Annotated in this window: 20 protein-coding genes; 13 read left to right on the top strand and 7 right to left on the bottom strand. The window is 62.6% G+C overall.

The features are described 5' to 3' along the window. Positions 1–33: 33 nt before the first annotated feature. Complete coding sequence (locus AMK02_RS01180) at positions 34–1,182, top strand: DegT/DnrJ/EryC1/StrS family aminotransferase (protein ID WP_064800312.1); 1,149 nt, start codon at positions 34–36, stop codon at positions 1,180–1,182. A 7-nt stretch (positions 1,183–1,189) separates the two neighbouring features. Here the strand turns inward: AMK02_RS01180 and AMK02_RS01175 are convergent, their stop codons facing one another. Both AMK02_RS01175 and AMK02_RS01170 read right to left on the bottom strand, forming a co-directional pair. After that, a complete protein-coding gene (locus AMK02_RS01175; RefSeq protein ID WP_064800311.1) occupies positions 1,190–1,522 on the bottom strand; it encodes a hypothetical protein in 333 nt (110 codons plus the stop codon). 60 nt (positions 1,523–1,582) lie between these two features. Continuing rightward, complete coding sequence (locus tag AMK02_RS01170; protein WP_064800310.1) at positions 1,583–3,229, bottom strand: GumC family protein; 1,647 nt, start codon at positions 3,227–3,229, stop codon at positions 1,583–1,585. Positions 3,230–3,365: 136 nt separating this feature from the next. Between AMK02_RS01170 and AMK02_RS01165 the strand changes: the two genes are divergently transcribed. From AMK02_RS01165 to AMK02_RS01115, 11 genes are all read left to right on the top strand, one after another. Further along, positions 3,366–4,415 (top strand): glycoside hydrolase family 5 protein, encoded by a 1,050-nt coding sequence (locus AMK02_RS01165; protein WP_064800309.1) that lies wholly within the window; start codon positions 3,366–3,368, stop codon positions 4,413–4,415. Between the two features lie 2 nt (positions 4,416–4,417). After that, positions 4,418–5,698, top strand: a complete 1,281-nt coding sequence (locus AMK02_RS01160) for a hypothetical protein (protein ID WP_064800308.1) — start codon at positions 4,418–4,420, stop codon at positions 5,696–5,698. A gap of 53 nt (positions 5,699–5,751) precedes the next feature. Next, entirely contained in the window at positions 5,752–6,768 is a 1,017-nt protein-coding gene (locus tag AMK02_RS01155; RefSeq protein WP_064800307.1) for an acyltransferase family protein, read from the top strand. A gap of 308 nt (positions 6,769–7,076) precedes the next feature. After that, on the top strand, positions 7,077–7,961 hold the full coding sequence (gene purU, locus AMK02_RS01150) for a formyltetrahydrofolate deformylase (RefSeq protein ID WP_064800306.1): 885 nt from the start codon (positions 7,077–7,079) through the stop codon (positions 7,959–7,961). A gap of 119 nt (positions 7,962–8,080) precedes the next feature. Further along, positions 8,081–11,008: an aminotransferase gene (locus AMK02_RS01145; RefSeq protein WP_064800305.1), complete on the top strand. Its 2,928-nt coding sequence runs from the start codon at positions 8,081–8,083 to the stop codon at positions 11,006–11,008. Positions 11,009–11,529: 521 nt separating this feature from the next. Beyond that, positions 11,530–11,724: a hypothetical protein gene (locus AMK02_RS01140; protein ID WP_003544544.1), complete on the top strand. Its 195-nt coding sequence runs from the start codon at positions 11,530–11,532 to the stop codon at positions 11,722–11,724. Between the two features lie 126 nt (positions 11,725–11,850). Next, positions 11,851–12,846, top strand: coding sequence for a P1 family peptidase (locus tag AMK02_RS01135; protein ID WP_064805830.1), 996 nt, complete (start codon positions 11,851–11,853; stop codon positions 12,844–12,846). 93 nt (positions 12,847–12,939) lie between these two features. Then, positions 12,940–14,475, top strand: a complete 1,536-nt coding sequence (locus AMK02_RS01130; RefSeq protein ID WP_064800304.1) for an ABC transporter substrate-binding protein — start codon at positions 12,940–12,942, stop codon at positions 14,473–14,475. A 358-nt stretch (positions 14,476–14,833) separates the two neighbouring features. Next, positions 14,834–15,781: an ABC transporter permease gene (locus AMK02_RS01125; RefSeq protein WP_064800303.1), complete on the top strand. Its 948-nt coding sequence runs from the start codon at positions 14,834–14,836 to the stop codon at positions 15,779–15,781. Positions 15,782–15,784: 3 nt separating this feature from the next. Then, positions 15,785–16,645, top strand: a complete 861-nt coding sequence (locus tag AMK02_RS01120) for an ABC transporter permease (RefSeq protein WP_064800302.1) — start codon at positions 15,785–15,787, stop codon at positions 16,643–16,645. Positions 16,646–16,668: 23 nt separating this feature from the next. Beyond that, positions 16,669–18,060, top strand: coding sequence for an amidase (locus AMK02_RS01115; protein ID WP_064805828.1), 1,392 nt, complete (start codon positions 16,669–16,671; stop codon positions 18,058–18,060). On the opposite strand, the gene AMK02_RS01110 is transcribed toward AMK02_RS01115, so the two are convergent. From AMK02_RS01110 to AMK02_RS01100, 3 genes are all read right to left on the bottom strand, one after another. Continuing rightward, positions 18,057–18,914: a C40 family peptidase gene (locus AMK02_RS01110; protein ID WP_064800301.1), complete on the bottom strand. Its 858-nt coding sequence runs from the start codon at positions 18,912–18,914 to the stop codon at positions 18,057–18,059. The genes AMK02_RS01115 and AMK02_RS01110 overlap by 4 nt on opposite strands. 11 nt (positions 18,915–18,925) lie before the next feature. Further along, positions 18,926–19,276 carry a MarR family transcriptional regulator gene (locus tag AMK02_RS01105; protein WP_011423607.1) on the bottom strand — a complete coding sequence of 117 codons (351 nt, stop codon included), beginning with the start codon at positions 19,274–19,276 and terminating at the stop codon, positions 18,926–18,928. A 159-nt stretch (positions 19,277–19,435) separates the two neighbouring features. Next, positions 19,436–20,827: a leucyl aminopeptidase family protein gene (locus AMK02_RS01100; protein WP_064800300.1), complete on the bottom strand. Its 1,392-nt coding sequence runs from the start codon at positions 20,825–20,827 to the stop codon at positions 19,436–19,438. A 141-nt stretch (positions 20,828–20,968) separates the two neighbouring features. Here AMK02_RS01100 and AMK02_RS01095 point away from each other — a divergent pair, with 141 nt between their 5' ends. Then, positions 20,969–21,808 (top strand): tetratricopeptide repeat protein, encoded by an 840-nt coding sequence (locus AMK02_RS01095; RefSeq protein ID WP_064800299.1) that lies wholly within the window; start codon positions 20,969–20,971, stop codon positions 21,806–21,808. Between the two features lie 41 nt (positions 21,809–21,849). Here the strand turns inward: AMK02_RS01095 and AMK02_RS01090 are convergent, their stop codons facing one another. Next, a complete protein-coding gene (locus AMK02_RS01090; protein ID WP_064805827.1) occupies positions 21,850–22,482 on the bottom strand; it encodes a LysE family translocator in 633 nt (210 codons plus the stop codon). Between the two features lie 126 nt (positions 22,483–22,608). Further along, complete coding sequence (locus AMK02_RS01085) at positions 22,609–23,595, bottom strand: type II secretion system F family protein (protein ID WP_064800298.1); 987 nt, start codon at positions 23,593–23,595, stop codon at positions 22,609–22,611. Positions 23,596–23,600: the final 5 nt, after the last annotated feature.

Raw genomic sequence — 23,600 nt, 5'->3', positions numbered from 1 at the left:
CCGATCTCCATTTCACTCAGAAGAAGCAGCGGCATGAGCAACAGGATCTTCTACACCAAGCCATCCATCACCCAGCTCGAAACGGACTACGCGGCGGATGCCGCCGCCACCGGCTGGGGCGCGCGCTGCTACGATTATCTCAACCGCTTCGAGCACGACTTCAAAACCTATCTCGGCAGCGGCTTTGCAATCGCCACGTCGAGCTGCACCGGCGCCATGCATATGGGGCTTGCAGCGCTCGGCGTCGGCGCCGGCGACGAAGTGATCCTTGCCGATACGAACTGGGTCGCGACCGTCTCGCCGATCGTTCATCTCGGTGCCACACCTGTCTTCGTCGATGTGCTTGCCGACACCTGGTGCATCGATCCTGAGCAGGTCGAGCGCCATATTACGCCGAAGACCAAGGCGATCATCGCGACACATCTCTACGGCAACCTTTGCGACATGGATGCGCTGCTGCAGATCAGCAAACGCACCGGCATTCCCGTCATCGAAGACGCCGCCGAAGCGATCGGCTCCGTCTGGCACGGCCGCCGTGCCGGCTCGATGGGCGCCTTCGGTACCTTCTCCTTCCACGGCACCAAGACGCTGACGACGGGCGAAGGCGGCATGTTCGTCACCGATGACGCCGCCCTTTACGAGCGCGTGCTGACGCTCAGCAATCATGGACGCGCCCGCGGCCAGACGAAGCAATTCTGGCCGGATGCGATCGGCTTCAAATACAAGATGTCGAATATTCAGGCGGCCATCGGCTGCGCCCAGCTCGAGCGTATCGATGAACTCGTCAATCGCAAGCGCGAAATTCTGGCTTCCTATATGATCCGGCTTTCGACCCTGCCCGGCATCACAATGAATCCGGAATATACCGGCACGATCAACGGCGCTTGGATGCCAACAGCAGTCTTCCATCCCTCGACCGGCATCACCCGCGAGATGCTGCAGCAGGCTTTTGATGCGGCGAATACCGACGCACGCGTCTTCTTCTATCCGCTCTCCAGCCTCGCGATGTTCGAGGACCGACCGGAAAACCTCAACGCCTGGAGCATTCCAGGACGGGCGATCAACCTGCCGAGCTATCATGACATGAGCGAGGCCGATATCGAGCGAGTGGCGGCAACGCTGGTCAGTCTCGCCTCGACTCGAATGTATCACAACAGCATGACATTGCGGCAGCAGGCCTGAAAAGGCCTTACCGCACCGGCTGATAGTGGCCGCGGAGCGGAACCTTTTCGCCCATGGTCACGAAGCCGTCGCGGTCGCAGACATACATCAGCGTCGGCATGCCGCCAGAGCGGAAGATTTCGTCATAGCGACGGCGGATCTGGACGGTCTCGGTGCGGCAATTATAGGATTCCTCTTCCTTCTTGTCTGGCTGCGCCTTGACGCCGGGAAGGCCCTTGTAGGGATAGAGGGGTTGAACAGTCGAATCCACGGATTTCGTCCAGTCGACAGCGAAGGCTGACGCCGGGGCGAGGCTGGACAGGGCGCCGAGCGATATCAGAAGCATCATCAACAGCCGCATGGGAATTCTCCTGCGGCGACAAACCGCTTCTCCTGCATGTAGGAAAACCGATGGCCCGCATCAAGCCGCCGCGGCGGGGGATTTCCTGAAATAGCCTCTGATGACGGAGTGGCCGAAGAGACCGGCGAGGATGGCAAAGGCGGCACCCAGGAAGAACCCGGCGAGGAAGCCGCCGATGATGCCGGCGACCATCAAGATCTTCTTCCCCGGACCATCGGCCTTGACCGGCGGTTCGGCCGGAGAGATGACGCGGATGTTGCTCTGGCTGAGGTTCTGCTCCTCGCTCGTCTGGCTCGAGCGCTTGAGCACCGTTTCGTAGATATCGCGCGCCGCCGTCGCCTTGCGCTGCAATTCGTTCAGCTCCACCTGCTTGTCCGAGGTCGTCGCCTGCAGCGCCTTCTGAACGGCGAGTTCCTTGGCGACGCTGTCCTCGGCAGCCTTGGCCTGCTCGTATTCGCCCTTTGCCGAGGTGGCGAGGCGCTGCAATTCGCCCCTGATTTCGCCTGCTATGCTCTGCAGCGAGGAGCGCGCCGCCTGCAGGCGCGGATGACGCGTGCCCATCTGGCTTTCGAGGCTGCCGACGGCGGCGGCCTGGGCGGCATATTGCTGACGCAAGCTGACGAGCGGCGAGGTGACGCCGCCCTCCGCCTGATTGCCGGCAACGATGTCCTCGACGCGCAGATTGGCGACGGCATCGGCGCGGGCCTTCGCCTGGATGGTCTTTTCCTGCGCCGTCACCAAGAGCGTGTTCAGCGAGACGAGGCGCTGGTCGGAGATCAGGTTGCCTTCAGTCGCGGCCATGTCGTTGTCGGCCCGAAAGGTTTCGACCGCCTGCTCGGCCTCCAGCACCTTCTGACGCAGGTCGGCAAGGCGTCCGTCAAGCGTCGAAGAGGTGTTTTCGTAGAGGCCGTTCGAAGCGCTGTTTTCCTCCTCGGTAAAGGAGGTGACGACTTGGTTGGCAAGCCTTGCCGATTTTTCGGGATCGTTGGTCGTCGCGGCGAGCGAAACGACATAGGTGCCGGTCTGGCGGGTGATGACAAGCGCTTTCTGCAGGGCGCCGATCACGGCCGCGCCATCCGTCCTGCCGCCGTTAAATTCCGGATCCTGGTCGAGCTTCATCGCTTGGACGACGCGGCCCAGCACATTGCCCGAGGTCAGAATCTGCACCTGGCTGTCGATCAGGGCCGAGATCATTTCCGGCGATGGGCCTGAAGATTGCGCGCCCGCCTCGGCAAGGCCGATCTGACGCGGATCGAAATAAAGGCTGCTGACGGCAGTGAATTTCTGGCCGATCAGCGGCGCCACCACGCCGCCCCCGACGGCTCCAAAAAGGGCCAGCACAAACACCACCAGTCGGCGGCTCCAGATCGCCGCGATGCTGGAGCGGAGGTCGAGAAGCGGGGCGGCGGGCGCGGATGTGCTCTGCTGCGGCACATTGGCCGCAGGCGGTTCTGGGGCCGCAGGCGGTTCTGGGGCCGCGGGCGGCTCGACGGCAGCGGCCGGCGGCGGCTCGGATCGACGGATTTCTGCAACCCGTGCCGACGGCGGCACGAAAGGCGGTGGGGCGGGTTGGGGCTCGGGACGGGCGAAATCATCCGGACGAACAACGGGACTGCGCGAGCGCACGCCTTCCGGTGCAGTCGGAGACGGCTCGTAACTCCGCCAGCCGGGCAGCCGGCTTACCCTGTTCCTGTCATACTGACTCATACGCGCACTCGTATCCCGCCCAGCGTGAAAGACTGAAGCCAAGGTGCGGAGACTTTAGAAATTCTTAGCTAACGGACCGTTAAGATAGGTGCAGCGAAGTCGATGTTGCGATTTTGCCGTGATTGCGAGGATAGCCATGAGGACGATACGACATCCGGTGGCGCTGCTGCTTGCGGCCGCCCTCATGGCGTCGCCGGTCTTTGCGGCCGGCGCGCCGTGTTATCGCGGCGTCAATCTTTCCGGCGGCGAATATAGCGAGCGCGGCGCCATCTACGGCACGAACTACATCTATCCGAGCGAGCAGACGATCCGCTATTTCGCCGAAAAGGGCATGACGATCATTCGGCTGCCCTTCCGCTGGGAGCGGCTGCAGCCGGCGCTCGGCGGGCGGCTGGACGAGGACGAATTCAAGCGGATCAAGGAAACGGTCGGCCTGATCCGAAAGCAGGGCATGGCCGTTCTGCTCGACCCGCATAATTTCGGCTATTACGATAAGGCGCAGGTCGGCACCGCGCCGGCGACGGACGCCGCATTCGCCGACTTCTGGGCAAGGCTCGCGGTCGAATTCGCTAATGAGGACGGCGTTCTCTTCGGCCTGATGAACGAGCCGCACGACGTCAAGGCGACGGACTGGCTCGATGCCGCCAACGCGGCGATCCGCGCCATCCGCGCCGTCGGCGCTCGCAACCTCATCCTCGTGCCGGGTACCGCCTGGAGCGGCGCTCACAGCTGGGAGGAGGATGTGATCGGCGGTGCCAACGGCACGGTGATGCTCGGCGTGCGCGATCCGCTCGATTTCTACGCTTACGAGGTCCACCAATATCTCGACGTCGATTCGTCGGGAACTCATGCCAGCTGCGAAGGCGCCACCGCCGCGGTCGAGGCCATCGCCGGCGTCACCGCCTGGCTGAAGCGAAACCATAAACGCGGTTTTCTTGGCGAATTCGGCGGCTCCGCCGATAAGGACTGCATGAGCGGCCTGACCAAGATCTACGCCACCATGTCCGACAACAGCGATGTCTGGCTCGGCTGGTCCTATTGGGCGGCGGGCGAATGGTGGCCGGCGGACGAACCTTTCAACGTTCAGCCGGGCAAGGGCCCCGAGCGACCGCAGATGCGGCTTCTCGCCGCGTCGGTGAAAGCGGATACCGGCGCCTGCACCGCCGTCAAGCCTGCGGGGAACTGACCTTGGCGGCCGTCGATCTGAAGGCAGCGACTTTCACGGCAGCGGGCAGCCGCCTCGATGCGGCCGGGGGAACGTCGCGCATCGACCATCCGGTGCTCTGGCTCGGCCTGCTTTCGATGCTCTATAACGGCATTCTTGCCTTCATCAACCACAACATCATGCCGCTGTCGATGACACATGTCGCCGCCAGCGAAGGCCTGATTCTGGCAGGCGCCATCATCTACATCCTCCATAAGGGGATCTACGAGACGGATCTGCCGGCCTTCCTGTTCCTGCTGTTCACGCTTGTCGTGACCGTCTATGTCAGCGTGCTCAACCGCATGCCGTTCGTCGATCATTTCCGCAACGTGCTGATCATCTTCTGCTTTACCGGCCTCGGCGGCTGGAGCAACGAGAGAACGATGAAGCTGGCCTTCCGCTGGGCAAGCCTCGTCGTGCTGATCTTCCTGATCTTCGAGATCATCAGCGTGCCTTTCTATGTCAGCATCGTGCATCCGTCCGATTATTTCGCCAATACGCGCGGGCTGCTGCCGCTGAGCTACAACAAGACGGGCCTTTTCCAGAATGCGCTCGGCTTTCCCGAGCGCTTTTCCTTCGGCATCATCGACCATCGCTCGTCGTCGATTTTCCTCGAACAGGTGTCGCTTGCCAATTTTTGCGGCGTGATCGCGATCTACCTGATTTCCATGTGGGAAAGATTGGGGCGCTGGGACCGGCTGCTCTTCATCAGCACGGCGGTGCTGATCCTGGTGACGAACGATACACGCACCATGCTGATCTTCTGTTTTGCCTGTATCGTCGGCTATTTCGTCTTTCCGAAGATCCCGCGGAATTTCAATCTGGCGCTGATGCCGCTGATCGTCGTCGCAGGTTTCGTCGTCTATACCCTCAAACCCAATGCGACGGGTGACAATTTCACCGGCCGCATCAATCTGACGATGAAGAAGATCATGGAGCTCGATCCTCTCGCCGTGCTCGGGCTTTCGGTCGACAGGGTCGCCGAGTTCGCCGACAGCGGCTATGTCTATCTGATCTACGCGGCGACGATCTTCGGCGTCGTCGCTCTTTGGCTGTTCGTCTGCCTCTTCCCCGCCGGGCGTACGGCGGCGCAGCGGCGCTGCGCCCATTCACTTTCTCTTTTCATTTTTCTGAATATGATGATCGGAGGGACCGCCGTTTTCTCGATGAAGATTGCCGGCCTCTTGTGGTTCGTCGTCGGATATATGCGCTTCCACGACAGCCCGCGCATCCGACAGGGTCGTGCGGTAGATGTACTGAGTTGACCGCAGCGGCACGGTAAATGGCGACCGCGCGAGCCCGAGGAGCAAGACATCAGATGCTTGTCCAGCTTCAATATCTGCGCGCGGTTGCGGCGCTGATGGTTGTTTATTTCCATGCGATATTGCAGCTTGCCAAGGTCAATCCCGCCGTCGATGCCACGGCTTTTCTTTATGGCGAAACCGGCGTCGACATCTTCTTCGTCCTCAGCGGTTTCGTGATGTGGCTGACGACGAGCGGGCGCGCGATCAGCCCCATCGATTTCGCCCGTCGCCGCATCAGGAGGATCGTGCCGCTTTATTGGCTGGCAACATTGTTTTCGGCTGTCGTGGCGCTGGCGGCCCCGTCATTGTTGAAATCGACGGTGTTCGACCTTCCGCATCTCATCGCCTCGCTGCTCTTTCTGCCATGGGCCAATGCCGCCGATCCAAGCACGATCACCCCCGTCGTTGTGCCGGGCTGGACATTGAATTACGAGATGTTCTTCTATTTCATCTTTGCGCTGCTGCTGCCGCTCTCGGAAACCCGCCGGATTCCAGCGATGTTTGCCGTCTTTGCGGTGATCCTGATTGCCTGCCGGGTGCTGCCGGAAACGACGGCCACCCGGTTCTACGGCGAACCGATCATGCTGGAGTTCCTCGCCGGCGTCTTGCTCGGCTGGCTGTACGGGCAGAAGGTGCTTCTTCCGAACCGCTGGGCATGGGCGGCACTGGCCACGGGTTTTGTGTTCCTCTTCATCAACGAAGCGCTGATGCCGCCGGAGAGCCGGTTCTACGCCTGGGGAATTCCGGCGATCTTCATCATCTACGGAGCAGTTTCCATCGACTTTTCCCGGCTGCCCGTTCTGGGATGGCTGAACTATCTCGGCGACTGCTCCTACAGCATCTATATCACCCACGCTTTCACGCTCGCTTTCCTGAGGGTGGCTTCGGACCGCCTGCCGCTCGGCATCCTGCAGCAGCCGGTGCTCTTCGTGATCCTGTCGCTGGTGCTGTCGTCAATCGGCGGCGCAATCATTCATGAAATCACCACGCCGCGCCGGAAGGTCGCCGTGGCAAGCCGTCCGCCGGCCTAACCCTTCGGATCCACTTTCCGTCCTTCACATGCTTGGTTTCCCGCCTCCCGATGTCGCAAATTGCTCATCAGCTTTCAGCGACATGCTTTAATTTCATTCACTGAAGGCGAGAATACACATCCGTGCGGCGCTGGCGGCACAGCGTTTTGAGCAACTTCTTTTAAGCTGATCCGGCGATGAGAGAACTTGCAGGAACGTGATGGTTTATCTTGCAATTTGTCGCATAAATGAAAGTGCGCCGGCCTATTCGCGGCACGGGCTTTGATCTAAGCACGGGCTGCGGCCTCCAAGAGGGAAGAGGGAGAGACATGAAAAGCTATGTATTGACGGTATCCTGCAAATCGACGCGCGGCATCGTTGCGGCGATTTCGAGCTATCTGGCCGAGAAGGGCTGCAACATCATCGACAGCTCGCAGTTCGATGACCTCGATACCGGCAGGTTCTTCATGCGCGTCAGCTTCATTTCCGAGGAAGGACTTTCCGGTTCCGCGATCAGCGCCGATTTTGCTGCCGTCGCCGCGCCCTTCGAGATGGAGTACGAATTCCACGACAGCGAGAGCCGCATGAAGGTGCTCTTGATGGTGTCGCGCTTCGGCCATTGCCTCAACGACCTGCTCTACCGCTGGAAGATCGGCGCCCTGCCGATCGATATCGTCGGCGTCGTCTCCAACCATTTCGACTACCAGAAGGTCGTGGTCAATCACGACATCCCCTTCCACCACATCAAGGTGACGAAGGAGAACAAACCGCAGGCGGAAGCCCAGCTCGTCGATCTCGTCGAGCAGACCGGCACCGAACTGATCGTGCTCGCCCGCTACATGCAGGTTCTCTCCGACCAGCTCTGCAAGCAGATGTCGGGCAAGATCATCAACATCCACCACTCCTTCCTGCCGAGCTTCAAGGGCGCCAACCCTTACAAGCAGGCCTATCAGCGCGGCGTCAAGCTGATCGGCGCCACCGCCCATTACGTCACCGCCGACCTCGACGAAGGCCCGATCATCGAGCAGGACACCGCCCGCATCACCCATGCGCAGTCGCCCGACGACTATGTCTCGATCGGCCGCGACGTCGAAAGCCAGGTGCTGGCGCGCGCCATCCACGCTCATATCCATCACCGCACCTTCATCAACGGCAACCGCACCGTCGTCTTCCCGGCCAGCCCCGGAAGCTACGCCTCCGAACGCATGGGGTGAGCCGGCCGAGGCCGCGCATCTCTTTTGCTGGCAGACAACAATCTCCCGTTGCCTGCCAGCGGCAAGTATTTGATTATCGCGCTTAAGGGGTAATCGAATCATGCTGCGGGAGGGGTGTCATGACCGACGAGGCGCTTGTGGATCGCATGACGCTGCCGCGTCCCGACGTCACCGTTGCTGACGCGGAAGAAATCCTTCTTGCCCATTACAGCCTGACCGGCACGCTCGCTGAACTCGGCAGCCAGCAGGATCGGAACTACCGCGTCGACAGCGATCGCGGTCGATACGTCCTGAAGATCTGCCATGCCGCCTACGAGGTCCGCGAGCTCGAAGCGCAGAATGCCGCGCTCAATCATCTCAAGAGCCGAGAGGATGCGCCACGCGTTCCGAAGGTAATCGCCACGAATGACGGCCGGGAAATTGTCGTCCTTACCGTGCGCGGGCGGGGCTATCAGGTCCGGCTGCTGGAATATCTGGAAGGCCAGGGACTGACGGAGATGAGATATCTGGCGCCGGCGTCCGTCGCGGCGCTTGGCGCGCTCTGCGCGAGGCTGGCGCAGGCGCTTGCCGATTTCGACCATCCGGGCCTCGACCGCAGCCTGCAGTGGGATTTGCGACGCGCCGGCCCTGTCGCCGTACAGCTGCTGTCCGCCATCACCGACAGCGCTGCCCGTGACCGGATCGCCAAAACCATGGTGATGGCAGTTCGCCGCATCCAGCCCCTGGCGCCGTCGCTTCGGCTCCAGGCCGTCCATCACGACGTCACCGGCGACAATGTCGTCGGCCATCGCGACGCCCATGGCCACACGATCCCCGATGGCGTGATCGATTTCGGCGACATCATCCGCGGTTGGCTGGTCGGCGACCTTGCCGTTACCTGCGCTTCGCTGCTGCATCAGGCGAATGGCGATCCCTTTCATATCCTGCCCGCCGTCACCGCCTATCAGGCGATCTATCCCCTGAGCGACGACGAGCTGAAGGCGCTCTGGCCGTTGATCGTCGCGCGCGCGGTCATCCTCGTCGCCAGCAGCGAACAGCAGATGTCGATCGATCCTGATAACGATTACGTCCGCAGCAATCTCGACCGCGAGCGGGCGATCTTCGATACGGTGATGTCGGTTCCGTTCGAACTCATGGAAGCCGCGATCCTCAAGGCGGCCGGCGCAGATGTCGCCGCCCCGTCGGCATCAGCATGGCTGCCCTTGCTGCCAGATATCGATCCCGCCACTATCGCCTATGTCGACCTTGGCGTACGAAGTGCGCATTTTTCCGCCGGCAACTGGCTGGACGCCGATATGGACTGGCGGCTGCTTGCCCGGGCTGCAACCGAAAGCGGCACGGCGGCGACGCGCTATGGTGAATATCGGCTTTCCCGCACTGCGCTCGGAAACGACGCGGGACAGGCGACCTTCGCCCTGCATGTCGACATCTGCCTTGCCGCAGGAAGCGCGGTCGCGGCACCCTTTGCTGGCCGCATCGGCTGGAAGGACCAGCATCTGACACTGACGGATGACAGCATGACCCTGCATCTCGATGGACTCAACCCTTTGGTCGAGGATGGCGTCGTGCTTGCCGCCGGCGATCCGCTCGGTTCGGTTTTCGGTGAAGCGTCGTCGCTCGGCGGCCTGCGCCTCCAGCTCTGCAGCGTCGCAGGCCTCGAACCACCGCTCTTTGCCATGCCGCGCAAGGCGCCGGCCTGGTCGGTGCTCTGCCCTTCGCCTTCATCCCTTCTCAGCCCGGGCGCGGATGCGCCGCGACCGGAGACCATTGAACTGCTCGTCAGGCGGCCGGCCCATCTCGCCAGCGCCCAGAAGAACTATTATGCCGCGCCGCCGCAGATCGAGCGCGGCTGGAAGGAGCACCTGTTCGATGTCGAGGGCCGCGCCTATCTCGACATGGTCAACAATGTCACGATCCTCGGCCACGGCCATCCCAGGATGGCGGCGGCAATCAGCGCCCAATGGCTGCGGCTCAATACGAATTCACGCTTCCACTATGCGGCGATTGCGGAATTTTGCGAACGGCTCGCGGCGCTCGCGCCTGATGGCCTCGACGCCGTCTTCCTCGTCAACAGCGGCTCTGAGGCGAACGATCTGGCGATTCGGTTGGCGCGGGCCCATAGCGGCGCCCGCAACATGCTCTGCCTGCTCGAAGCCTATCATGGCTGGTCGGCGGCGAGCGACGCCGTCTCCACTTCGATCGCCGACAATCCGCTGGCGCTGAGCACCCGACCGGATTGGGTGCATGCGGCCGTTTCGCCGAATACCTATCGCGGCGCGTTTCGCGGACCCGACACAGCGGCGAGCTATCTGGCCGCCGTCAAGCCGATGCTCGAGACGATCGACGCCGGCGGCCAGGGCCTTGCCGGCTTCATCTGCGAATCGGTCTACGGCAATGCCGGCGGCATTCCGTTGCCGGAAGGGTATCTGAAGGAGATCTATGCCGAGGTGCGCGCCCGCAGCGGGCTCTGCATCGCCGACGAGGTGCAGGTCGGTTACGGCAGGCTCGGCCATTATTTCTGGGGCTTCGAACAGCAGGGGGTCGTGCCCGATATCATAACCATCGCCAAAGGCATGGGCAATGGCCATCCGCTCGGCGCCGTCATCACCAGACGGGAGATTGCGCAGTCGCTGGAGAAAGAAGGGCCTTTCTTCTCCTCCACCGGCGGCAGCCCAGTCAGCTGCGTCGCCGGCATGACGGTGCTCGATATCATGGCCGAGGAGAAGCTGCAGGAAAATGCCCGAACGGTCGGCGACCATCTGAAGGCGCGACTTGCCGCGCTGATCGACCGACACCCGATCGCCGGCGCCGTCCACGGCATGGGTCTCTATCTCGGCCTGGAATTCGTCCGCGACAGAACGACGCTGGAGCCGGCGACGGAAGAGACGGCGGCGATCTGCGACCGGCTTCTCGACCTCGGTATCATTATGCAGCCGACCGGCGATCACCAAAATGTGCTGAAGATCAAGCCGCCGCTCTGCCTCAGCATCGAAAGCGCGGATTTCTTCGCAGACATGCTGGAAAAGGTGCTCCAGGAAGGCTGGTGATCCATGCTTTCGGGCGTTAACCAAATCGATCATTTCGAGGCATCTCGATTTTTACCGACGGGGCCCATTGTCGGAATCAGACAGACTTCCTATTTCTGCTGCGGCGATCGAAAGAGTGTCGATTCTGTCATGCGAATTTTACGAAGAGCTGATATGTTTCCTTCTGTAAGTTCGGGCCAGGATGGAATGAATTTTTTCGGATCGTCGATATTTTGACACGTTTCGGAATATGTTTCCGACAGGCTGTCGGGTAATTTCTACTAAGTTAGTAGATATTGCAGACAGCCATCACCGCCCCCGGACTCTTCCGGGACCATCGAGCGCAACGCCAACGAAAGGAACGAGACATGATAGACATCGAAATTCTCGCCACTCTCCTTGGGCGATCTGTGCTTGGCAATGACCGTCCGGGCGCCCTCTCCCGCCCGAACTGTCGAATGTGACGTTCGTCCTCCTTTCAACGGTACCAGACAAGTCAATTCGCCATGGCTGCGCATGCCCGCGCGGCAGGAGTTCTATCTATGAAGAAGCAAGTTATCGAATATGCTGGCGTTCCCGTCGGCATCGTTATCCCCGACGAAGACCGGCTGAAGTTCATCGCCGTGAAATTCCATGTCCACGACCTCGATGAGCAGCGGTTCGGTTCGCCCGACGAGGTGCGGCTGGCCATCCACGACCTGATGACCCGCCGTCATCCGAAGCCGCTTCATGCCTGACGGCATGCGGCCGCTAGCGACTTTCGCGGCTTTTCTGATGTGACCGGTCCTGCCAAAAGGGCCGGTCTTGTTTTTTGTGGGCAATTGCAGTCCTATCGGCCGGATCAGCGCCACCAGGATCAGCCCTTGCCCGATCTTCTCAATCTGCTCACCGATATCGAAGGCGTTTCCGTCGGCCATGCGACCAACCTCGCGCTGGGATCCGGCGTCACGGTCATCGTCTTCGACGAGCCGGCGGTCGCATCCGGCACGATGCTCGGCGGCGCGCCGGGCGGACGCGACACCGATCTGCTCGACCCGTCGATGACTGTCAGTGCCGTCGATGCCTTCGTGCTCTCGGGCGGCTCGGCCTTCGGGCTCGATGCAGCCGGCGGCGTGCAGGCCGGCTTGCGCGAAGCCGGCCGCGGCTTTGCCGTGGGTACGGTGCGAATACCGATCGTGCCGCAAGCGATCCTGATGGACTTGCTGAACGGCGGCGACAAGGATTGGGGCCTTCACTCCCCCTATCGTGAGATGGGTTATGCGGCATTGAAGGCCGCGACGAAGGGGGTATTTGCGCTCGGCACCGCCGGCGCCGGCACCGGGGCGACGACGGCCACCTTCAAGGGCGGGCTCGGCTCGGCCAGTGCCGTCAGCAGCATCGGTCATCGCATCGCTGCGATCGTCGCCGTCAATGCGCTCGGTTCGGCAACGATCGGCGACGGGCCGCATTTCTGGGCGGCACCCTTCGAGAAAGATGGCGAATTCGGCGGGCTCGGCATGCCTGCGACGACCGATCACCGGATGCGGCTCAAGGGGATGACCACGCCGGCAACGACGATCGGCGCGGTCGTCACCGACGCGCAGCTGACGAAGGCGGAAGCGCATCGGCTTTCACTTGCCGGTCATGACGGCCTTGCCCGCGCGCTGCTGCCGGCCCATCTGCCGCTCGACGGCGATACCGTCTTTGCCGCTTCGACGGCCAAACATTCAAGAAACGAGATGGCAAGCCTGATGGAGCTTTGCCACCTCGCCACCATCGTCATGGCGCGGGCGATCGCGCGCGGCGTCTATATGGCAAGCGCCCTTCCGGCCGAAGGCGGACAAATAGCATGGCAAGACCGCTATGCTGAACGCCATTGATTGAATAGGGTCTCAAGCTGATAGAATGGCGGAGACACGTGAATGCAGATCCTGGCGCTGATGTATTTTCGACGAGCTGGTGAGAACCAAATCATGTGCCGGGGGATAGTTTCGTTTGCGTCTTCGGCGCGCTTCATCAAGCGGCTTTCCCTCGTTGCTGCGTTATCGGCCGGTCTCGTAGTGACGGCAATGACACCGGCGGAAGCGGCCAAGACCACCCTCAATCTGGGCATGAGCGTCGAACCAACAGGCCTCGACCCGACGATCGCCGCGCCGGTCGCGATCGGTCAGGTCACCTGGCAGAATGTATTCGAGGGGCTGGTGGCGATCGATCAGACCGGCAAGGTCCAGCCGCAGCTGGCGAAGAGCTGGGAGATTTCGGCCGATGGCCTGATCTATACCTTCAAGCTGCGGACCGGCGTGAAATTTCATGACGGCGAAGCCTTCGATGCCGCCGCCGCCAAATTTGCGCTCGACCGCGCCCGCGGGACGGATTCGGTCAATCCGCAGAAGCGCTTCTTCGCCTCGATCGCCTCGATCCAGGCGCCGGACGCCGAAACGCTGGTGCTGCATCTCTCGGCGCCGACCGGCAGCCTGATCTACTGGCTGGGCTGGCCGGCATCTGTCATCGTCGCCCCGAAGACGGCCGACAACGACAAGGTCATGCCGATCGGCACCGGTCCCTTCAAGTTCGTCAGCTGGACGAAGGGCGACAAGGTCGAACTCATCAGGAATGGCGACTACTGGAACAAGGATGCGTCTGCCAAGCTCGAGAAGGTGACCTTCCGTTTCATCCCCGATCCGCAGGCGCAGGCGGCCGCGCTGAAATCGGGCGATCTCGATGCCTTTCCGGAATTTGCCGCGCCCGAGCTGATGAGTTCCTTCGACGGCGATGCCAGGCTCATCACCAAGGTCGGCAATACCGAACTCAAGGTCATCGCCGGCATGAACAATGCCAAGAAGCCCTTCGACGACAAGCGCGTCCGCCAGGCGCTGATGATGGCGATCGACCGGCAGACGGTGATCGACGGCGCATGGTCCGGCCTGGGCACGCCGATCGGCAGCCATTACACGCCGAACGATCCGGGCTACCAGGACATGACCGGCGTCCTGCCCTATGATGTCGAAAAGGCGAAGGCGCTGCTGGCCGAAGCCGGCTATCCCAACGGCTTCACCTTCACGATCAAATCGCCGCAGATGGCCTATGCGCCGCGCAGCGCCCAGGTGATGCAGGCAATGTTTGCCGAAATCGGCGTGACGATGAAGATCGAGCCGACCGAATTTCCGGCGAAATGGGTCCAGGACGTCATGAAGGATCGCAACTTCGACATGACGATCGTCGCTCATGCCGAACCGCTCGACATCGACATCTACGCACGCGATCCCTATTATTTCAACTACAGGAACCCGGCCTTCGATGCGCTGATGAAGAAGGTCCAGGAGACCGCCGATCCTGCCGCACAAAACGCGGTTTACGGCGAGGCGCAGAAGATTCTCGCCGAGGACGTGCCGGCGCTCTACCTCTTCGTCATGCCGAAACTCGGCGTCTGGGACAGGAAGCTGAAGGGGCTGTGGGAGAACGAGCCGATTCCGTCGAATGTGCTGTCCGAGGTTTATTGGGAGGAGTGAGCGGCGGGCCTGGTGGGGACGCGAAAATGAGGATGGCCTTGGACAGATCCGAGATGTATTTGGCCGATAGAGCGCGCAGCCCTTTCCCTGGCTCGCTAAGTCCGTTCAGCCGGGACCGACATGGTTTGATTTCGCTGGATGGCACTCCTGGCGTCAGCGCCTTCGATGACTCCTTCCACCCACCCCGCCTTCCGTCATGCTCGGCCTTGAGCCGAGCATCCACACGGCATCCACCAGCAGCCGCGACATGGATCCTCGGCTCAAGGCCAAGGATGACGGAGACTGGGGTTGACCTTCTCGCCAAACTCAACGTCAGCCCATGGGAGAGCCGCCGTGCCACCTCGGCAGCGCAGCCCACATGATCGCCCTCCTCGCCCGCCGCTTCGCCGGTCTCCTCGTCACCCTCGTGATCGTCTCACTGCTGATATTCGCCGTCATGGATCTCCTGCCGGGCGACCCTGCCTCGATCATGCTCGGCACCTCGGCAAGTCCGGAGACGCTGGCGGCACTGCGCCACGAGCTCGGTCTCGACCAGCCGCTCCTCCTGCGCTACGGGCAATGGCTGGCCGGCGTGGTGTCGGGCAATCTCGGCCAATCCTATACCTATGGCGTTCCCGTTGCGGGACTGATCGTCGAGCGGCTGGCGGTGACGCTGCCGCTGGCGCTGATGGCAATCGTGCTGTCGGTGGCGATTGCGCTGCCGCTCGGTGTGCTGGCCGCTTCGCGCCGCGGCGGTGTCTTCGCTGTCATCGCAACGCTGTTTTCGCAAATCAGCATCGCCGTGCCCGCCTTCTGGGTGGCGCTGCTCTTGATCATCCTTTTTTCGACGATGCTCGGACTGATGCCGGCCGGCGGCTTTCCGGGGTGGGGCGCCGGTCTTCTGCCGGCGTTGCAGGCGCTTGTCATGCCGGCCGTCGCGCTGGCGCTGCCGCAGGCAGGGGTGTTGACGCGCGTCGCACGTTCGGCGGTGCTCGAAACGATGCATGAGGATTTTGCCCGGACCGCCGTCGCCAAAGGACTGTCACGCAGTGCGGTGCTGTGGCGGCATGTCGTGCCGAATGCGCTGATCCCGATTCTGACGATGATCGGGCTGCAATTCACCTTTCTTGTCGCCGGCGCGGTGCTGGTGGAAAACGTCTTCTACCTGCCGGGTCTCGGGAGGCTCGCCCTTCAGGCACTCTCCCAGCGCGACGTCATCGTGATGCAGGACGTCGTGCTGTTCTTCGCGGGCTTGGTCATCGTGGTGAATTTCATCGTCGATCTCTCCTATCTGGCGATCGATCCCAGGATGAGGAAGGCGGCCTGAAGCATGACTTCCGTCATTTCCGCCACCATCATCAGTCGCCGGGTTTTAAAACTTAGCCGGCGAATTAACTTGATATCCGGAGCGGTGATCATTGGCCTGCTGGTCGCCGTTGCGCTGCTGTCGCTCGTCTGGACACCCTTGCCGCCGGCGAAGATGCAGATCATCCATAAACTGCAGCCGCCGCTCGCCTTCGGCCTGCTTGGCACGGATCAGTTCGGCCGCGACGTGGCCTCGATGCTGATGGCGGGATGCTGGAACTCCCTGTCGGTCGCCATCACCGCGGTTGCGATCGGCGGGACGCTTGGCTCGATATCAGGCATCTCCGCCGCGGCGTTCCGGGGTCCGGCCGAAGCGCTGCTGATGCGCATCTGCGACGTCATCTTCGCCTTGCCGCCGATCCTGTCGGCCATGGTGCTCGGCGCCTTTCTTGGGCCGGGGCGGTTCACCGCGATCACAGCGATCGCCGTCTTCATGATTCCGGTCTTTGCCCGGGTAACGCTGGCAACCTCGCTGCAGGCCTGGAGCCGCGATTATGTGACGGCGGCGCGCGCGATCGGCAATACGCGTCTGACCATTTCACTGCGCCATGTGCTGCCGAACATCATCGGCCAGATCATCGTGCATGGGACAATCCAGCTCGGGCTGGCGATCCTGACCGAAGCCGGCCTCAGCTTTCTCGGGCTCGGCATGGCGCCGCCGGCGCCGACATGGGGCCGGATGCTTGCGGATGCGCAAACCTATCTGGCGTTGGCCCCCTGGCTGGCGGTCCTGCCCGGCCTTGCCATCGCGCTCACCGTCCTTGGCTTCAACATGCTCGGCGACGGCTTGCGCGATCGTCTCGATCCACGTGAAGCGAGCCGCTGATGTCCTTCCGAAACAAAGCTCCGATGGCCGAAACCGACCTTACCATCCGTGAACTCAGGCGACGCTTCGCCGATAAGAGCCTCTCGCCGCTCGAATACTGGCTCTTCCTCGAAGACCATATCGCCGCCTGGGAGCCGTCGATCTCCGCACTCTACCTCTACGACCCGGAGGCGGCGCGCGTGCAGGCGAAAGCTTCGACGGAGCGCTGGGCGAAGGGACAAACGCTCGGCACGCTCGACGGCATCCCGGTCACGCTGAAAGAACTGATCGCGACGAAGGGCCAGCCGGTGCCGCTCGGCACTAGGGCGGTGGAACCAAAGCCGGCGGAGGCCGACGCGCCGGCTGCCGCGCGGCTGCGCGAGGACGGCGCGGTGATCTTCGCCAAGACCACCTGTCCCGACTACGGCATGCTTTCCTCCGGCCTGTCGAGCTTTCATCCTCTCAGCCGCAATCCCTGGAACATCGCGCAGAATCCCGGCGGATCGAGCGCCGGCGCCGCGGCCGCGGCGGCGGCCGGTTACGGGCCGCTGCACATCGGCACGGATATCGGCGGTTCGGTGCGGCTTCCTGCCGGCTGGACCGGCATCTTCGGCTTCAAGCCGAGCCATGGGCGCATTCCGGCCGATCCCTATTATGTCGGGCGCTGTCTCGGCCCGATGACGCGCACCGTCGAGGACGCCGCTTTTTCCATGGCGACGCTGTCGCGACCCGACTGGCGCGACGGCACCAGCCTGCCGCCCAACGATTTCGACTGGATGGATTTCGCTGTCGACATGTCAGGCATGAAGATCGGCCTGATGCTCGATGCCGGCTGCGGGTTTGCTGTCGATGATGAGATCAGGGTCGCGGTCGAATCGGCAGCGAAACGTTTCGAGAAAGCCGGCGCGACCATCGTCTCCGTTCAACCGGTGCTGACGCGCGCGATGCTTGACGGGCTCGACACGTTCTGGCGCGCCCGTCTGTGGAGCGATATCGCAGGGCTTAACGAAGAGCGGCGCGACAGCATCCTGCCCTATATCCGGGATTGGGCGAAGGTCGGCGCCGATATTAGCGGCGTCGATGCCGTCAGAGGCTTCAATCAGACGATCGAAATGCGCAGGAGCTGCGGACGGCTGTTCACCACGGTCGACGCCCTGCTTTCGCCGACCAATCCCATCATCTCCTATCCGGCCGAATGGGCGTCGCCGACCAACGATCCGACGAGGCCGTTCGAACATATCGCCTTCACCGTAGCGTGGAACATGTCGGAACAGCCGGCCGCCTCGATCAATTGCGGCTTCTCACGGTCGGGCATGCCAATCGGGCTGCAGATCGTCGGACCGCGTTTCGACGACATGCGGGTGCTCAGACTGTCGAAAGCTTTCGAGGATTGGACCGGCGGCGTGAGCGTCTGGCCGCAGCGGCCGATTACTTAGCTAAATGGGCGGCGATAGCCGGTCGGCCGTTGGTATAGCGAGCCGATGCGCTCGACGGCCGCCTCGAAATTCTCACGCGCCACCGTCATGCTATGGCCGTTGGCGTGGAGAATGGTTTGGGGATCCTCGAAAATGGCGACATGGCCCTTCCAGAACACCAGGTCGCCGCGGCGGATCTCCGAGCGGTCGATCGGCTCGCCGAGTCCGGCCGCCTGCATGTCGGCATCACGCGGCGCCTGTCTGCCGGTCATCAGCATCGCCAGCTGGACGAGGCCGGAGCAATCGATGCCAAGGCCGGATCGGCCGCCCCAGAGATAGGGTGTCTCGAGGAAACGGGCGGCGATACCGACATAATCGGCACCCTCGAGAGCGCCGATCGGCTGCACGTGCCTGGCGAAGATCGCCGTGCCGTCCGTCAGCACGACGTAGTGATTGCCGCGCACCTCCGCCTCGCCGGCGACGTGAACGCGGCTTCCCATCGACAGGATGGCCCGGTGCGGCTTGCGCAGCTCCGGCTCCGGATAGAGGAAGGTGCGCTGGACGGTGACGATGTGGGTCGGCGCCGGCCCGGTTTGCAAGAGCGCCTCCGCCTTGAGATAGCCGACATAACCGTCGGAGACAGCTTTCACCCAGCACCAGCCGTCGGCGCGATCGAAAACGGTCACCTCCTCGCCGAGGAGCAGTTCCGTATCGATGCCGCGGGCAAGGTCCGGCTCAGGGCGCAGGGCGGCGACGGGAAGGGCAACACGCGCTGCGGCGCCTTCCACAAATCGCGACGCCTTCACCTTGCCCTCGAGCCCCGCTTCCGCGAGATCCGGCCGATAGGCATGCAGGCGGCGGTCAAGCATCGTCATTTATCTTCCTTTCAGATCGGCAGCCGGCGGCCCTGATCCCGCACGAGATCGCCGAGCTTTTCCAGATAAAGCGCACCGCCGACGGTACGTTTGATGATCACATTGCGGCGGTCGGCATCGTCGCGCACGCGATCAACCAGGCCCATCTCACCCATCGTATCCAAGGCGCGGGTAATGACAGGCTTGGTGACGTTGAGCGTGGCGGCAAGCCCGCGCACCGTGTGGGGCGGCGGCACGAGATAAATATGCAGCAGGATCGCCATCTGGCGCAATGTCAAATCGCGGTCGTCATGACGAACCTGATCGAGCGCCACGCCATGCCAAAGCCCCAGCGCCTGCGAGGCGGTCAGTTCGATCGGCACGGCCCCTCCGGAAAATCGTTACGCTAGCGTTTCATTTTCCGGCAGTTGCAATGGACATGCAAGAGGTGGCCAGATCTGCCGCCCGGCAGGGTGAATAAAATTTTAACGATTGGCCGCGAGGCGCCGCGTGAAGCGGCGGCGCGACCTCTCTTGCATCCGTCAGCGCAGGCTCCCGCGGATATGATGAAAGAGCGCGCGGATCGCCTGTGCTTCGCCGCCGCCCGGCGAATGCGGCCGTTCGGACGGAGCCCAGCCGTAAATGTCGAAATGCGCCCAGCTCTTGGTCTTGCTGACGAAGCGCTTGAGGAAAAGGGCGGCGGTGATCGACCCCGCCATGCCCCCGGCCGGGGCATTGGTCAGGTCGGCGAATTTGGCGCGGATATCCCTTTCGTAGCCGGCATAGAGAGGCAGGCGCCAGATCGGATCGTCCGTCTCCAGGCTTGCTTCGGTCAGATCATGGGCCAGATTGGCATCATCGGTGAAGAAGGGCGGAAGATCCGGACCGAGGGCAACGCGGGCAGCCCCTGTCAGCGTCGCCATGTCGATCAAAAGGTCGGGCTCTTCCTCATCGGCATAGGCAAGCGCATCGGCCAGGATCAAACGGCCTTCGGCGTCGGTATTGTCGATCTGGACGGTCAGGCCCTTTCGGCTGCGGTAGATGTCGCCGGGGCGGAAGGCATTGGAGGAGATGGCGTTTTCGACGACCGGGACGATGACGCGCAGATCGACCTTCAGCTTGGCGTCCATGATCATCAGGGCCAGCCCCATGACATTCGCCGCGCCGCCCATGTCCTTCTTCATCAGCAGCATCGAGGCGGCAGGCTTGATATCGAGACCGCCGGTATCGAAGCAGACACCCTTGCCGACGAGCGTCACCTTGCGATGACCCTTCTTGCCCCAGCGCAGTTCGAGAAGGCGCGGCGCGTCAGCGCTGGCGCGGCCGACGGTATGGACCAGCGGGAAATTCTGCTTGAGCAGTTCATCGCCCGTGATGACCGATAGTTCCGCCTTGTAGTGCCCGGCCAGGGCGCGGAAGGCGGCCTCGAGCTGGTCCGGCCCCATATCGTTCGTCGGCGTATTGATGAGGTCGCGGGCAAGAAAGACGCCGGCGAGCTGGCGCTTGATGTCGGCGCCGTCGGCATCGCGGGGAATCATCAAGGTCGCTGCCGGCGACTTTTCCGATTTGTAGCGATCGAAACGGTAGCTGCCGAGCCCGAAGCCGAGGGCGAGGCGATTCGCCGTCAGCGGCGCGGTCTCGATGTGCCAGTCGCCGGCGGGCAGCGCACGGGCCAGCCTGCCGGTGATGTAGGGCTGTTCCGACGGGTTGGTGCCGAGGCCGAAAAGCGCGCCGCCGAGATGGCCGTCGGCCGTCGGGATCAGCAAGAGCGAGCCGCTTTCGGCCTTGTAGCCCGCCTTGCGCGCCCAATCGAGCGCAATCGGATCGATCGTGCCGGTCTCGATGTGGGCAGGCGTGACGGCAAAGATCGGCAGCGTCGAGCCGCCCTTCGTGTTGAAAGGAGTCGGTCTTTCGATGAACTGATAGGGGGCCATGATTGTCCTTCGGCGGTCGCCAGGAATCGTTCCTTAACGGTCTGTTAGGGTTAACAGACTATTGCTGGAGCGAAGATTGCGTCAAACCTTTCCCTGTTCCGCTTCGAGGTCAGGCGCCGATTTCGGAATCAGGAACGCAACATGCCTGCCTCGCGCATCACCATATCCATGAACCATATCCTGCGCGGCGCAGCAGCTTCGCTGATCATCCTCGCGCTTGCCGGCTGCTCGACGACGGCCAAGGACCGGATGACGACAGGCTCGGTGCCGAAGCTTACCAAGCCGGTCGAAGAGATGGATGCGACCGAGCTGCGCTCGGCGACGGACCGGATCGGCCAAGCCTATGAAAAGAATCCGCGCGATCCCGTCAACGGCGTCAACTATGCCAACCTGCTGCGCATGAGCGGCCGCGACGCGCAGGCGCTCGCCGTCATGCAGCAGGTGGCAATCGCCAATCCGGGCGACCGCAAAGTGCTGGCCGCCTACGGCAAGGCGCAGGCGGCGGCCGGGCAGTTCCAGCAGGCGCTCGACACGATCGGCCGCGCCCAGACACCCGATCGTCCCGACTGGAGGCTGATCTCGGCCGAAGGCGCAATCCTCGACCAGATGGGCCGGGCAAGCGAGGCCCGGCAGCGCTACCGCGACGCGCTCGACATTCAGCCGAACGAACCTTCCATCCTCTCCAATCTCGGCATGTCCTATGTGCTGACCGGCGATCTGCGCACGGCCGAAACCTACCTGCGCTCCGCCGCCGGCCAGCCGACCGCCGACAGCCGCATCCGGCAGAATCTTGCCCTCGTCGTCGGCCTGCAAGGGCGTTTTGCGGAAGCGGAACAGATCGCGCGGCGGGAACTTTCGCCGCAGCAGGCCGATGCCAACGTCGCCTATCTCAGGGGCATGCTCTCGCAGCAGAATTCCTGGCAGAAGCTCGCTGCCAAGGACAAGCCGCCGGGCGCAGCCGATGGCAGCAACACCAACTGATCTCGTCATTTTGCCGGATGACCAGGCCTTCTCCGCCTGTTCTACCTGATGCTGAGGCCCGAGAGAATGAGCCGCAGACCAAGGCCGCCCATCACCGCACTGGCGGCCCTGTCGATCCAGCCCTTGGCATGGAGATAGAGCCGCCGTGGGTGGCGGGCCGAAAAGGCGAGCGCCACGATCGAATACCACCCCGCCTCCACCGCGAAAACGCCGACCGGCAGCGCCACGAGGAGATCGAGCGGCACCGTTCTCGGCAGAAGCGCCGCAAAGAGACTGGCGTAGACGATGATGGTCTTCGGGTTGCTGAGCTGCGTCAGCAATGCAGTGATGAAGCTGCGCATGGGCGCACGATAGCCATTGACGGCATCGGAAAGCTCGATCGGCTTTGTGGCGCCTCGCCAGATATTGACGGCGATGTAGAGGAGATAAGCCCCGCCCGCTACCTTGAGCAGCACATAGAGCCATTCGAATTGCGACAGCAATGCCGTCAGACCGGCGAGCGCCAGCCCGGCGAAAACGACGCCGCCGGCGCCCATGCCGAATGCGGCCGCAAGTCCATCCAGCCGCGAACGCGAGATGGCGATCCTGGAGACGACGACGAAGCTCGGGCCGGGACTCATCGCGCCGACGACCAAGGCTGCCATGATGCTGATGAAAATGCCTGCGGAAGACATCGAAACCTCTTTTTCGAGATCGGATTGCGCTGGAAAAAGCAGCGGCCACTTCCGTGCTCCCGACCGCCCCATCCCGTTTACCAGCTATGCCAGCGCCGGTCACGCGGGTCGAAGGCCCCCAGCGGTTCAGAACCTATCCGCCACCTGGATGCCGGCCGGGCCGAGGATGACGGCGATCAGCACCGGCAGGAAGAACAGGATCATCGGCACCGTCAGTTTCGGCGGCAGGGCGGCTGCCTTCTTTTCCGCTTCGTTCATCCGCTCGTCGCGTCCTTCCTGAGCCAGAACGCGCAGGGCCTGTGCAACGGGCGTGCCGTAGCGGTCCGCCTGGATCAGCGCCTGGGTCACCGAGCGCACGAGCTCGAGCTGCGTGCGTGCGGCGAGATTATCGAGCGCCACGCGGCGATCCGGCAGGAAGGAGAGTTCGGCGGTGGTCAACACCATCTCCTCGGCAAGCGGCGGCGACTGTTCGCCGAGTTCCTCCGACACGCGACGCATCGCCGCCTCCATCGAGACGCCGGATTCGACGCAGATCAACATCAGGTCCAGCGCATCCGGCCAGGCGCGCTTGATCGAGTGCTGACGCTTGCTCATGCGGTTGGAGATATAAATATTCGGCGCATAAAAGCCGAGATAGGCGATGCCGATGACGGCGAGCATGCGCATGGGCATGCCGCGATCAGCAAGGCCGCCGAGACCGAAGACCCAGAAGCAGGCGAGCGCGAGGAAGAGAAATGGCAGCAGGAAGCGCGCGACGAGAAAGGTATTCAACGCATTTTCCGAGCGAAAACCGGCGGCGCGCAGCTTGTTGACCGTGTTTTCGTCGACGAGCGCCTTACGCAGGTTGAAGCGTTCGACGATCTGGCGGACCGAGCGGTTGTTCTGATTCCTGAGCGAAGTCTTGCCGGCACCTGGTTCCGTATTCATGCGCGCGCGTTCGCGGGCGCGGATCTGCTCGCGCTCGGTCGAGACAGCTTTCATGCGCTTGTTGAGATCGCCGCGCTCGAAGAAGGGGATGGCGATCGTGTAAAAAGTCGCGAAGACGGCGATCGCGACGAACACAGCGATCAGCATGCTCGGATTGGTCAGCGTTGCGGCAAGATCCTGCGACACGGTGC

Source organism: Rhizobium sp. N731, from assembly GCF_001664145.1.
GTDB classification, from domain to species: Bacteria; Pseudomonadota; Alphaproteobacteria; order Rhizobiales; family Rhizobiaceae; genus Rhizobium; species Rhizobium esperanzae.
This window is presented reverse-complemented; position numbering and strand designations above follow the sequence as displayed.